General features: G+C 39.7%; 8 protein-coding genes. 5 read left to right on the top strand and 3 right to left on the bottom strand.

Annotated features, from left to right (window positions below):
* Positions 1–5: 5 nt before the first annotated feature.
* The gene (locus ACTNC0_RS13800) at positions 6–2,195 is read left to right on the top strand and encodes a leucine-rich repeat protein (protein WP_441087822.1); all 2,190 of its coding nucleotides are present in this window, start codon (positions 6–8) and stop codon (positions 2,193–2,195) included.
* Positions 2,196–2,796: 601 nt separating this feature from the next.
* Positions 2,797–3,258: a hypothetical protein gene (locus ACTNC0_RS13795; RefSeq protein WP_441087821.1), complete on the top strand. Its 462-nt coding sequence runs from the start codon at positions 2,797–2,799 to the stop codon at positions 3,256–3,258.
* A 565-nt stretch (positions 3,259–3,823) separates the two neighbouring features.
* Here the strand turns inward: ACTNC0_RS13795 and ACTNC0_RS13790 are convergent.
* Positions 3,824–5,104, bottom strand: coding sequence for an IS4 family transposase (locus ACTNC0_RS13790; RefSeq protein WP_441087820.1), 1,281 nt, complete (start codon positions 5,102–5,104; stop codon positions 3,824–3,826).
* 364 nt (positions 5,105–5,468) lie between these two features.
* Here ACTNC0_RS13790 and ACTNC0_RS13785 point away from each other — a divergent pair, with 364 nt between their 5' ends.
* From ACTNC0_RS13785 to tnpC, 3 genes are all read left to right on the top strand, one after another.
* The gene (locus ACTNC0_RS13785) at positions 5,469–5,870 is read left to right on the top strand and encodes a hypothetical protein (protein ID WP_009243735.1); all 402 of its coding nucleotides are present in this window, start codon (positions 5,469–5,471) and stop codon (positions 5,868–5,870) included.
* Positions 5,860–6,387 carry an IS66 family insertion sequence element accessory protein TnpB gene (gene tnpB, locus ACTNC0_RS13780; RefSeq protein ID WP_441087819.1) on the top strand — a complete coding sequence of 176 codons (528 nt, stop codon included), beginning with the start codon at positions 5,860–5,862 and terminating at the stop codon, positions 6,385–6,387. Before ACTNC0_RS13785 ends, tnpB begins: the two co-directional genes overlap by 11 nt.
* A 122-nt stretch (positions 6,388–6,509) precedes the next feature.
* Positions 6,510–8,153, top strand: a complete 1,644-nt coding sequence (tnpC, locus tag ACTNC0_RS13775; RefSeq protein WP_441087818.1) for an IS66 family transposase — start codon at positions 6,510–6,512, stop codon at positions 8,151–8,153.
* A 238-nt stretch (positions 8,154–8,391) separates the two neighbouring features.
* Here the strand turns inward: tnpC and ACTNC0_RS13770 are convergent, their stop codons facing one another.
* Together ACTNC0_RS13770 and ACTNC0_RS13765 are read right to left on the bottom strand one after the other, a co-directional pair.
* Positions 8,392–13,140, bottom strand: a complete 4,749-nt coding sequence (locus ACTNC0_RS13770) for a hypothetical protein (protein ID WP_441087817.1) — start codon at positions 13,138–13,140, stop codon at positions 8,392–8,394.
* Between the two features lie 330 nt (positions 13,141–13,470).
* Positions 13,471–14,511, bottom strand: a complete 1,041-nt coding sequence (locus ACTNC0_RS13765; protein WP_441087816.1) for a PD-(D/E)XK nuclease family transposase — start codon at positions 14,509–14,511, stop codon at positions 13,471–13,473.
* Between the last annotated feature and the right edge of the window lie 7 nt (positions 14,512–14,518).

Here is a 14,518-nt window from a genome sequence, read left to right as displayed (position 1 = left end):
AAGTTATGAGAAGAAAAAACATGTGGGCCAGCAGACTGACAGTAATCCTGCTTTGCACTGTTTTATCAACAGAGCCAATTGCAATCTATGCAGAAGATTTTTCTGATGGAACTGCAAATACAGAGATGCAGGATAAAACAGAAATTCCAGAAAGTACAGAATCTTATCAGAACACCGAATCTCAAATGGATGCGGATCCGGAATCCCTGTCAGATGAAATCGAATCACCTGAGCAGGATTTCGAATCGGAAGAAGATGCATTTTCATCCGGAATCCCGGATGCACAATCAGAAGATGCGCCATCTGCAGAGGCTGTGCGAAGTGGAACCTGTGGAAAGAACGTTACATGGACTCTGCAGAATGGAGTATTAACTGTAGAGGGAAACGGCACAATGGATGATTTTTACAAAATAGTAGACTGGGAAACAGGTGAACCGGTAAATTCACATCTGTGTCCATGGGAAGATTATGCAGATGAGATCGTGGAAGCAGATATCAAAGACGGAGTTACATCAATAGGTGACATTGCATTTTTTAACTGTAATAATCTTCGAAAAGTTGTGATTGGAAATTCTGTGAAGCGAATCGGTGAAAAGGCATTTGCAAACGATCACGCCCTGGCAGACATTACTATCGGTAATTCTTTGGAAATCATTGAAGATGATGCTCTTTATGGATGTGGCATAAAAAAGCTTGTATTACCTGCAAGTCTGAAAGAGATAAGTTCCTTTGGCCTGGTTTCTTTATGGGAACTGGAGGAAATAGACATTCCGGATAATGGTGTTTTTAAGTCCATAGACGGAGCCCTATATATAGATCAGGGAAAAACACTTTTACTCTATCCACCCAAACGTACGGGTGAATATGTGATCCCGGATGGAGTGACTGCGATTGGAGGAAATGCTTTCTCATCTACACATCTTACAAAAGTTGTAATTCCGGATACGGTTAAGGAAATTGGAATGTGTGCATTTAGTTACAGTAACTATCTTACTACGATCATTTTTGGGAATGGAATTACAGAAATTCCATCGATGTGCTGTTTTTACTGCAAAGCACTTACTTCTGTGACACTTCCGGAAGGGCTGAAAACAATAGAATATTCTGCTTTTGATTCCTGCACATCATTAAAAAGCATCACTGTTCCTTCTACCGTTACAAACTTAGGACAGGACGCATTTGATAATGGAACAAAAGTAACTTTTCTGAATCCGTCTTTCTCCCGGCTGGAGGATGGCAGCTATATAAACGGAATCAATGTAAACGTAGAGGCAAAAGAAATGTATGCAAAAGCCTTTCAGGTCCTTGATCTTGTAAATAAGGAAAGAGCAAAGCAGGGTCTCTCACCACTAACAATGGACAGCAGCCTTCTTGATACTGCGATGCAGAGAGGATTTGAAAATGTACTCCACTGGTCTCACACCAGACCGAGCGGTCAGGATTGTTTTTCCGCTAATAGTCTGATGATGGGAGAGAATATCGCAATGGGGCCTGATGCTGCCGGGCAGGTTATGAACCTGTGGATGAATTCAGAGGGACACAGAAACAATATTTTGTCAGCAAGATTCAGAAGTATCGGAATTGGATGTGTATGTTACCAGGGAATCTACTATTGGGTACAGTGCTTTGGTGAACAGCTGAGTTCAACAGCAGACAGCACCTCTTATACAGACAAAACCAACAGCAGAAATGTACTGGTAAACTACACCCCAAAATATTATAAAGCATCCCTGCAGGTTTCAAAAACATCACTGCAGAAAGGCCAGACAGGGGAAGTAAATATTTTCTGGGATGATCTTCCACTTAAAGGTTCCGGTGCGGTCATAGAATCTTCTGATCCATCTGTATGTAGGGTAAAGGATGGAATCATTACAGCAGTCGGAGAAGGAAAAACAGATATCCGTATGTACTTTGAAGGACATCCGGAAACGACTCTTACCAAAACGATTCAGGTTACAAAGCCCACAGATATCCAGAAAAAAGTAAAAGTTACATTTAACGCCAATGGTGGGTCTGTAAGTATAAAATCAAAAAATATAACTGTGAAATCCAAAATCGGAAAGCTCCCGATACCTCGCAGAAAGGGCTATGTTTTCGTCGGATGGTATACTGCAAAGACCAAAGGAAAGAAAGTGATTTCTTCTACTAAGATCACTAAAAAGCAAACCTTGTATGCTCATTGGAAAAGATCATAAACTATACAGTTTTTTCAAACATGAGAAGAGCCCCAGTCAATTAAGGCTGGGGTCCTTCTTATATGCACATAAAAAGATCTGGAAATTAGATTGTCAGATCCTTCGGGCTTATCACGTAAGAGAATTTGTCGAAATGTGTCATTTTGTCAATATATTCGAGGGTTTTCGCTTCAACAAATATTTCAAATTTAAGAAGAATAAAATCATTATAACTGCCCAAGAAGACTCGGGCAATCCAGTGACAAAGGAGAGAAGCTGGTTAATGACAAACTAAGAAGTCAGCAGAATCTTTAAATCAGTTGATCCATCAATAGGTCTATCATTTATAAAGTTGTAAACTGGTGCCTCTTTTATTACATATCCCTAATTTTATATTTCTTTTATGGATCTTTTAGGAAGGCTTCATTCTTTTTATTTATCCTTCGGAGTGTCAGACCCCAATATATCTTGCAAAAGGAATTGAGAATTATCTGACAGATTTGTCGAAATCTTTATACTGACATGGATATCAGATTTTTGCTGGAGGGATTTCATGTTCCGGGAATCACAGTGCGTACTGCTATAGAGAAAAAACTGGTCTATCATCAGGAGGGAGGCTATTATGAATGATACAGCATATGATCCATCATATCTGGACAGTATGAAACTATCCGGCAGATATTTATTTAAACTGATCGCGCGAAACTGTCCGGACTGCTTTGATACGATCCGCAGATATATGAAAAGTGACTACCGCAAATATATGGATATGGGAAATCCATTGTATCTGTGCAAGACACCAAAACAAATCCTGGGAAATATGGGAATTACCATAAACGCAAAGGCAGAAATAAGTAATACTTATGATGAATTCATTCTTGAATGGATGTCAGATTGTTATGTTACCCTGCAATGGAGATACCGGCTCTGGTCATCAGAGATGATAGATATGGTAAAGCCCGAAAAACTGTATAAACAATATTACCCTTTACATGAAACTTCCCTGTCTAATGCAGTCGTTAAAATATACAACATTTACCATCTGGAGAAATTATCTGCACATCGTGCCAAACGAATTTATTAGAAAATAATCCATTTGGATAATTAAATACAGATTCCTAAAAAAGAAGGCTCCAGCCATTTCGGCTGGAGTTTTTCTTTTTAGGAAACAGCTCTGATAAATTCCTGACGCACTTCTTCGTTTGGAATATAAACTTCTCCGGAATCATCATACGCCAGATATCCCAAATGTACCAGTAAAGTTAGGACATCATCCCTTCCCTGCAGTGACGTCATGTCATTTTGAAAAGTTCCGGTGTCTATCCTGCATTTCTGGTTTATAACGGCTTCTATAATAGAATTTGGACTGTAGACATGGCCAATCTTATTGAACCGGTATCCATCATACTACTTATTTGCCTCGTTGAAATCAAGTGCATGATCCTGACAAAGCTCGCAGCCTTCAGAGTGTCAGACCCCAATGTGGTCAACCTAGCGTCAACTTAGGGGCATATTAGCGAATATCCTCTAATGCAAACTACAAAATTAATCGGTTTATGACAGAAAACAGTTGCTGTTTTGTTGGAAACCAGAAGATTCATAAAAATTGCCGCACTTAAATAAGCCTATTGATGAATGCTGGCTCTATTTTAAAAAGAAGCTTTTTTATTTCGGAAATGTGAACGTCCCTTGGATTTCAATTTCTTCCTTGGAAACGACCTGCCGGGCAGGAGCTGTGATCTGCAGCGTACAGCATCTGTATATAACTGTTCAATAATTGAAAGCTCAAACAGTCCGCAGAGTATTTTGGGAACAATACTTTTGATCCGTCCAATGATAAATGCACGATTGGCCTGATAACGGAACTTATTTGTGCTTTTGGCAGAAATCTGTATTTCTTCATCTGCTTCATTTTTTATAAGAGAGGCCAGATTCGATAAAAGCATATTTATATAAAATTCCTGCTGTATAGACACTGCAGTAGCACCGGAAAACTCTTCCATGGCAAAGCGGCTTTTTAGTTCTTTGTACTTAAGTTCTACAGGCCATCTGTAGAAGTAAAGTTCCCGGAACATATCTTTTGTAACAGCAGGATCAAACAGGTTTGTTGCAAGATATTCTTTTGTACCATCATCAAGCGGAATCTCAAGGACACGTATGGGTACATCGGAAGTACCTTCTTTTGAAGTTCCCTGAAGAATGGAAATCATATCACCATTGCATTTTTTAGATAAATTGATTCCCTCTTTCAGTCTCATAACACAGAGATGCCCATGCTCTACACAGTAGCGGAACATATCTTCTGAATAATAACCTCTGTCAAAAATAATAATACTGTTGTTATATAGTCCCATATCTTCAAGAACTTCAAGATGTTCTAATGCAGCTGCTCGTTCAGAAGAAAGAAATTTATGGATAGATGCATGAAGGATATAATCATCCAGAACATCATAGATTATTGAAGCCAGTCCCATGGTATAACGTCGGTTTGGATCAGGATAGCTGGACATTTCGCCAAAAAAATCAAACGTCGATTTTGAATTCGGAAGTTCGATCCTGGAACCATCTACTGCAAAAAGATGATAACCCTGCCACAGCTTTCTTGAAGGGATCTGGCTGTAAAACAGATCAACAGAAAGATAATAAAGTTCCTTGAACAGTGAAGGATTAATGAACTGTCTGGCTTTGGAAAGTGCCTGTTTTGAAACATCCGGAAAAGAAAGCGTGCCCAGTTCTTCTCTGATCTGTGAAAGATTCTGGAACATGGAAGCTTTTGAAGAGAAGAACAGATAAATAATAACTTGCAAAAGTGAAAGTTTTCTTCGCCGTACAAAATGTTTTTCCACCCGATGGGGTTCCAGTTTATCTTGATCTGTGATATAATCTTTAATGGATTGGACGATATTTTTACAAATATTAGTTCGATTCATATGGCATACCTCCTACGTATTGGAATAGATAAATATTTCGCTGGTAACGTAATATTGCTTAATCTATAAACCACATATTTAGGAGGATATGTCAAGATATTTATATAAAAAATCCAGAATATAAGCCCAGAATCGTTGAATTTTCAGCATTCTGGGCTTAAGTTGACCACATTGGTGTCAGACCCCAATGTGCATCTGGATTTTTTTATTTTAACATATTTATTGTTTATATGTAAACGGTAGAACCTGAGTACCTTTTTATTCACTTCAAGTTATGCCATAATCATACTCAACAAAATAACATAGTCAAAAAAGTTTAGTACTTAACTTTTTTAACTGACTATGATTCAGAGGAGGAAATATTATGGCTACGCAAACCAGCCTTGTAGCTCAGCAGGTCAGGATTAGACAATGGGCAGAACAGATCCGGAATTGTCAGAACCGTCCCAAAGGGATGGATGTTGAAACCTGGTGTACCCAAAATAATCTTACAAAAGCCAACTATTATTACCGTCTCCGGCGTGTCAGGCAGATATGCCTGGATCAGATGCAGGACACAGAAACCACTGCTTTTGTGGAACTGCCCGCACCTGCACCAGATCCAAAGAAAACAGATACTCCAAAAGAATCCGGTACATGCATTTCAGCAGGAACTCTGCCAATGATCCGTATTAAAAATACCAGGGGACTGTCAGCTGAGATATTTTCCGGTACTTCACCGGAAATGCTCTGCCATCTCATAAAGGCTTTTACCCATGCTGAATGATGCAGATGCTTCCGGATTTAAAAAGGTGTATCTGGCGATGGGATTTACGGATCTCCGTCGTGGGATCGATGGACTGGCAACGATCGTACGCTTTCAGTTTAAGCTTGATCCTTACGACAAAAATACACTGTTTCTTTTCTGTGGAAGAAGATGTGACCGGATCAAAGCACTGCTCTGGGAAGGCGATGGTTTTCTCCTTATGTACAAGAGACTCGATAATGGTGCATTCCGGTGGCCCCGTTCGGCAGATGAGGCAATGGCGATCACAGACGACCAGTACCGTATGCTGATGCAGGGACTGGAGATCGTTGCACGCCATCCGATCTCTGAGCTGAAAGAGCCCCCCCCCGCATTATGTAGCCTGTGCAAAATGCCGAAAATAAAAAAGTACCAAAACTGTAAAAATGATGTGTATCAACCGGATGAAAAAGGTTATCCACAAACAGTCTTTTCCCATTCCATTTGTTATCGTGTGAATAGAAAAACTGTTGTGGATAATACATCTGAAAAGCTGTAAAACAACGGCTTTCCAGATGTGTTATCCACCGTCATTATGACGAAAGCCCATATCTGAAGGATTGGCGGAAATACAAAAATTCTGTTATAATCGGAATCAGTATAAAGACAGGAGTTCCGGTTATGACGATCAAGTACACAAAAGAACAACTGAATAAGTTTGATAAGGATCTGCTGATAGAGCTTTTTCTTGGGATGCAGGGACAGATGGAAGAATTGTCCAGGCAAACGCAGGCCTTAAATGACAGGATGCAGCTGATGATGGAACAGATGGTCCTTTTCCAGAAGAACCGTTTTGGCAGATCCAGCGAAAAAATGGCGGATCCTGAACAGATACGTTTCATGGAAGTAGACGGGACTATCGTATTTTTTAATGAAGCAGAGGCAGTCTGCGACCTGGATGCACCGGAACCTGATGACCTGGAACTGAAAGCACCCAAAAAGAAAAAACAGCCAGGGAAAAAAGCGGCTGATATAGCAGGGCTGACAGTAAAACGTATTGATCACTATCTGAAAGAGGAAGAACTGACGGCTGAGTTTGGTGAAAACGGATGGAAACAGCTTCCGGATGCCATTTCCCGATGTTATCAGTTCATTCCGGCCAGTGTCGTGATAGAGGAACATCATATCGGCGTTTATTCCAGTAAACTGGATGAACACATGATAAAGGCACCCCATCCCAGAAATCTGCTTCATGGAAGCCTTGTATCCCCGTCCCTTGCTGCGGCAGTCATAAATGGTAAGTATGTAAATGCGGTACCTCTCTACCGTCTTGAAAAAGAATTCGAAAGGTACGGGCTTGCCATTACCAGACAGAACATGGCGAACTGGATGATCCGTCTTGGGGAAGAATATCTGAGAACCATGTATGATTATCTGCATAAACTTCTGTATGATTATCATGTGATACAGGCAGATGAGACTCCTGTACTTGTAAATAAGGACGGGCGTCCTGCTGGCAGCCAGAGTTACATGTGGGTGTACCGGTCCGGCTTTATGTACCGGGATCGTCAGATCATCCTTTATGAATACCAGAAAACGCGTAATGCATCCCATCCCCGGGAATTCCTGAGGGATTACACCGGGATCTGTGTTACGGATGGGTACCAGGTATATCATACATTGGAAAAGAAGCGTGAAGATCTGAAGATCGCAGGCTGCTGGGTTCACTGCAGGCGCAGGTTTAACGATGCACTGGAAGTGATACCAAAAGCACACCGAAAGGAATCGATCCTGCATCTGATCATGAAACAGATACAGGCCATTTACCGGGAAGAGGGAAAACTGTCTGATTTTTCTACGGAAGACAGGCTCATGCAGCGTCAGCTTGTGGTAAAACCACTGGTGGATGCTTTCTTTGCGTACCTGAAACAGAATGAACCTAAGATTCCAAAGAACGGTAAAATACGGGAAGCATTTACATATGCACTGAACCAGGAAAGCTACCTGAAAGTCTTTCTGGAAGATGGGGATGTTCCAATAGACAACAATGCCAGCGAACGTGCGATCCGTGGATTCTGTATAGGGAAGAAAAACTGGGAGATGATCGATACGGTCAATGGAGCCAATAGTTCAGCGATCATCTACAGTATCGCAGAAACTGCAAAGGCGAATAACCTGAAATCTTTCGATTATTTCGAATATCTGCTTACGGAGATTCCTAAACATGTAGATGACAAAAACACAGATTTTCTTGCAGAACTTCTGCCATGGTCAGATATGTTGCCTGAAAACATTAGAAAGCCGCAAAAAGCCAGCGGAAAATAAACAGACCGCAAAAGCGGTCTGCTATTTGTCAAGGTACTCGTATTCTACCGTTTACTTTATATCGTTGCCAAATATGAGGTATTCCGTTTCCATTCAAAAATAAATGTTCTTTATTTTTATTCTTAAATTTGTAATGGTAATGTGGTCCTGCTTTGCTGGGCCACTGCATATAAGAAGAGCCCCGGTCTTAATTGGCCGGGGCTCCTCTTTTAGGAATCTGTATGAATACCCAAATGGATTATTTTACAGTTACTTTCTTTGTGTTGGACCATTTACTGAATACTTTCTTGCCATCTTCAGATGTTTTGTTGAAGGAATGAAGTCCAGCATAGTAGGTTCCTTTCTTCACATTCTTAAATGTTACAGTTACTGTGTTGCCTTTGATATTTTTCTTAACAAGTGTTCCGTAGTCTACCGGACGTTTTTCGCCGTTTACACTCTTAACAGAATTTCCAAGAACAACATCATATCCTGTTGCATTTTTGGATGCTGTATAAGTTACAGTTACTGTGTTTCCACTTGTCTTTACGCTTGTTATAGTTGGAGTAGATGGTGTTGTGGCTGTTACCTCAAATTTATAGATATTTGACCATGCACCAAATACTTTCTTACCATTCTCATCACGTTTCCAAGCGTGGCAGTATGCATAGTAGGTGCCTTTCTGTACGTAATGGAAGTCTGTGTTTGTCTTCAGGATGTTCTTGCTGATGTCTACACGGCCGTTCTTGTAGTCTTCCTCAGTAGCGATTACGTAGTCGTATCCAACTGCGCCGTCTACTTCGCTGGAAAGTACAGGTGTTGCTGTGTTGCCTTTGACAACTACATTGGAAATCATTGCTTTGCCGACTTCCGGTTTAGCTTCTACGATATTGAATGTAGCATCTTTAGTTCCCTTATAGTTCTTTCCTTTTGCTGTGATGGTTACAGTACCAACACCAACTTCTTTGTTCTCGCCATAAGATAAAGTATAATCTACATCTGGTGTCAGGATAACATCGCCATTCATTACTGTGACAGCAGGTGTGATCTGGCTTCCTGTATAGGTCTGGTCTGCAATAGTGGATACAGCTACTTTGGAAAGATCCTTTGCAACTACATTATAATGTACAGAAAGTGTGTTTACATCTTTTCCATTAATTGTATAGTTGTCTGTATTCTTAAGGGTAATGATCGCTTCGCCTTTATCGCCTACATTTACGCCACCCTTATATTTTACAGTATAATCAGTTCCTTCTGTTAATGCTTTTCCACTTACCGGATTTTTAACTGTCAGTGTTGGAACAGCTACTTTTCCACCGGCATACTCAGCATCGCTGACTGTTACATCAGAGCTTGTGAGATCTGCTTTTACGATATCAAAAGCAACTCTAATCTTTCCGGCATAGTTTCCGATACCATGTGCCTCAACATAAGCTCCCGGATAATTGGAAGCAGAAAGGTCTTCTTTGCCTGTTCTTGTATAGCAGTTTACGTTGTTTACATAAACGATTTCATAATCTTTGCCTTCAACCAGTTTGGATGGTTCTGCGGTAAATTTAACAGCAGGTTTAATTTCTTCACCGGTATAAGTCTGGTCTGCAATGGAAGTTACATTGAATTTTCCTTTCAGGGAATCACCTACAATCTTAAAGGTTGTGGTAAGAGTTCCGCTGTAAGATCCTTTTCCTTCTACTACCATAGTAGCAGTACCAACATTTACATTATCTTTGTAAGTTACAGTGTAATCTCTGCCTTCCTGAAGTTTATTGTTATTTGCATCAACAACAACATAACTTGGAGTGATGGCAGCACCATCTTTGTAAATCTCATTTAAAAGGACACCATCAGCATCTTTATAAACAGATGCATCTGTACCAGGTCTAAATTCTTTTACAATCTTTCCTTTTTCAAGGGAAGTACTTGTGATGTTGAATGTCTTAACTAATGTTCCTGTATAACGGTTTCCTTTACCAATAACTTTAACAGTTGCAGTTCCGGCAGCTACATTGTTGCTCCATTCAGTAGTATAATCAGTACCCTCTACCAGTGTATATTTTCCGTCTAAGTCAGTGATAGTCAAAGTTGGGCGGATTGCTTTTCCTGTCCATTCCTGATTTGCGATATCGGCAAATTTAATATCTGTTGCAGTCAGTTTCTTAGCAACGATATATTTATTTACATAAGTATAACCGGTATAATTGCCATCTTCATATGTGGTGTAATCATTAGCATTTTCTGCATAATGAGCCCATGCAGTAATTTCAAAGTGTCCCGTAGATGTATCTTTTTCATCTGCTCCTGCGTTCCACTTAACTTTTACATCAGTGTAATCCTTGCCCTCTTCCAGAGTCATTCCATTGTAGGACAACTTAAGCTGTGGTGCATAAACCTCTTTTGCATTTGCTTTTGTTGCAAGAGGATTAAATACGATAGGAGCAGTTACATCAGTAACTTCTGATAAATTCTGCTGTAAAATATCAAATTTAAATGTTCTGCTTCCAGTATATTTGCTGCTGTCACGCATTGTAATTGTAACAGTTGGAGCTGGGTTTGCACCATGTAAAGCAGCATTTGTATTCTGGGAATAAGTTACATCATAGTCAACACCGGCAATAAGATCCTCGTAGATATTATTTCCGCTTTTGTCAACACCTTTTACATGTTTCAGGCGATTTAATCCACTGAAAGTTACCTTTTTACCACTGTATACAACAGCCTTTGTATTATCATCAAGTTTTACCTGATTTGTGCTGTTTCCATTAACAACAAAGACTGGTCCGTTGATAGCTTTTGCGATTTCTGAAAGGAAAGCATCTCCAGAAGAAATTCCGGCATCTGCGGTCTCTGTCTTGTCAGCAAAAATATCAGAATCTGTTACTGTTTCAAACTCTAATGTTTTGCTTCCGTAGAAGTTCTCTCCTGCATTATAGTCTGTTGCAGATTTAGCTTTACCAGAGATGGTTACCGTTGTTTTAAGACCGGCAATATTGTTGGTATCATCATCTTTGATTTCAAAGTTGATTCCATTTGTTGATGTTGTTGGGTCAACTTTCTTTCCTGCCTGATCGTATACATCAAAGTAGTCAGTAAATGGAACTTCGCCTGGGTCACATTCGTCAGCAGCTTCTGCTACGATTTTTTTCCCTACTGGCCTTGTAGTAGTTTTCTGTACGATTGTCAGATTGTCTAAAGATGCAGGGGTGATAATGAATTTAGTGCTTGCAGAACCTGTGTATTTATCTTTGCCAGTAACAGTTAAATCTACACCATTGGAAACATCTAATACGTTAGATTCTTCTGGTTTTGCAGTTACATCGTGTTTAACAGGTGCACTTGTTGTATAATCTTTGCCTTCTGTGAGGTTTACCGGACCAGTTGGGAGTTCCAGTGTCACAGATTTAATAACTGGCTTAATACCCTGAGTATTATACTCATAACTCTGCTTTTCTAATGTTACTGTAGCATTAGCAATGCTGAAAGCAGAAGTATTAATGTTCATAATCTTTGCTCCCTTATAAGGAGAGGCAAGATTAAAGGATACTGTATAGTCTCCGGTTTTATTTGCAACGTATCCGTCTACAGTATAAGCGGTACCTTTAGTAAGGTTATCAGATCCAACATATACTTTTACACCATCAAGTTCAGCTTTGGATGTAAATTTGTGATTAGAAGCTATTACATTGCCACTAGCATTCTTTAAAGTAATATCGTCAGAAGATACTTCTTTAGGCTGTACAGTGATTTCATTTGTGTAACCATCTTTCTGGTCAGTACCATCATAGTATGTAATTTTCTGGCGGAGTTTAATAGTGGTTGCTTTTTTAAAGAAATTGCTGTTGTTTGTTCCATATTTTGCAAATTTCTGAGTGACTTTTAAAGATCCATCAGGCTCTCCCTGAATATCTTTCCACTCATCTTTTCCAGACTCAGCATCACATACCTGCCATGTGTAACTGGTTGGGGTGGTAATCTTAGTATCAAGAGATGATTTGATGGTAACTCCCCATTGATTGTTCCAGTCTGAGCCATCAGCCTTAACAATTTTAGCAATAACCTGATCAACCTGACCTTCGGCTTTTGTTACGTTAAAATCGTATGTTTTTTTACCATCCACATCTTTGTAGTTAAAATGATTTTTGAACCTGATATGTGCGATCTTCTCATTAGCATTCTTTTCTGTATAAGCGATAGTGTAATCTGTATCTTTTTTCAGATCATATACTCCATCGTTGTTTTTAGGATCAATATTATCATAATATTTATCGCAATAGTCGGATTCGCTATATTTGTTTGTTTTATCTACAACCTGAACGGATAAATTTTTGATGTCACTTTCTTTTAAGGTAATAGGATTAGTGGTAATTTCTTCACTATTTAAAAACAGTTTAACCTGATCTACATTAATTTCAGCGGTCTGTTTTTTTACCTGAACACCAGTATTGCACTCGCAAGAATAATTTTTTCCAGCATTAGCACTAGTTAACTCAAGTGTTATTTTCTTTCCTACATATTCTTTCTTTAAATCTAATGAAAGTGTTTCAGTAAAAACATGGCTACTACCATCAGCGTTTATAATGCCTGTTGCTCCAGCAATTGCATCCTTATCGGCATACCACTGATATGTTAAAGAATCTATAAAGTCGGTTGAATCAAAAGATCCATCAGGCTTAAAATTATTTTTATTTACAGTTCCGGAGATTGTTACGTCTACACTATTTCCCCATGCAACATCTCCACTTTCAGAAACTGTCCATGTTGGATCGGTATATTCATTGGTTCCAGTGGCTACGTCTGCTGTATCATCAGGCTGTACAGCAGGAGTATTTTCATTAGACTGTGCAGTAGCATCTGTAAAACTATCTGATTCTACAGCTTCTGCACTTGTACCGTCACTGAACGCATCAGCAGCCCAAACCGGTACATTAGAAGTAGCAAGCATTGCAACAACAAGTGACATACTTAATGTCTTTTTTGCCATGCCCTTCTTTGTGTTTTTAATCTTTGTCATGATTATAGTTCCCCTTTGGGTGGTGTACAGGTTATTTTGGGAGGAATTTTCGTATAGAAAATAGTGTTTAGACTTGGAGAATAGATGGATTTTGTGATTTATAAATGGATAATTATTGGCGTTAATATTATAAATATACAGTTATTACAAATAAACCAGATAATTTATCGGATAATTCTTTCGGTTTTCCTCTGCCATTTTTACGAAAAAAGCTCTCAACCGTATCAGTAAATACAGTTGAAAGCTTCCTTCGCTTTGGGTAAATTCTACACTTGTTATGCATATTTCATTAAAAGAAAAGTATAAAGGCATTTCTATTCGAAAACAGTTTTAAGCACTAAGTGTTATTCCGATAGATTCTGCAATCTCTTTTAGCTTTTCTGTGGCATATCCGGTGTATCTTTCAATTTTATCAACAGGCTCTTTGTCTCTGAGCATCATCTTTGCAAGGGACAGATTTTTCTTTTCTACGCCCTGTTCAATACCCTGTTCAATACCTTGTTTAATACCCTGCTCGATGCCCTGCTCAATTCCCTGATCGACCAGTGCTTTTCCCAGATTACACATATCCTGCACCTCACTTTCGAATTCTTCTGTCATGGCGATGTCAAAATCTTCCTGCAGACGTTTTTTCTTTGTCTCCGAGGAAAGGGAAAAAGAGAAGAGTGTGTTCAGCAGATCCAGAATCTCCAGGTCACTTTCCCTGTCCGCATCCCCTAGGTTTACAATAACCACTTCCATAAGGTCATAACTGTCCGGGCTTTCATAAGGTTTTCCTAATACCGCATCCTGTACCGTATGATATCTGAAAATTCCGTTTCTTCTTTTTTTTGCCGGATCTGGACAGATCCAGATGCTGTATACTTTCTGAAGTTTCTCATAGTGTTCATTGGTAAAGACCGTTCCATACTGCTCAGAAATCATCCTCGCACAATAATAAAATCCTCTGGTAACCAGCGGATATCCAGGTGTGTCATTTAACTGGATCTCCAGATTGATGATCAGCTGTACCGGCTCTCCAATGGATGGTATGTATGCCCTGAAACGGATATCATAATATACCGTCTGGTCTTTGATGGCATTTGCCTCGGAATTAAGGCTGTCGATCCGTTCGTTTCCATCCAGGGGACCGGTGTGGTCAGTCTGGTCCTGATGCACGGCCCGGCTGGAGATCTCGATGTCACTTTTCAGACAGTTCTCGCAGATAAAACGGATACTGTATTGTGAAAATTCTTTTGTACAGGATTTGAGAATCCAGGCAGCAACTGCCTTATAAGTTAATAGTTTTTTGGCGCATTCATCATACCTTGCACGGTCCGCAGCAAGATCTATGGTCTGCGCCAGATTCGTTTGTCGTACTATGGATGTCACCTCCTGC

Source organism: Blautia sp. HCP3S3_B11, assembly GCF_052064435.1.
Taxonomy (GTDB): domain Bacteria; phylum Bacillota; class Clostridia; order Lachnospirales; family Lachnospiraceae; genus Blautia_A.
The sequence above is the reverse complement of the archived record's forward strand: the minus strand, read 5'-3'. Positions and strand labels throughout refer to the sequence as shown.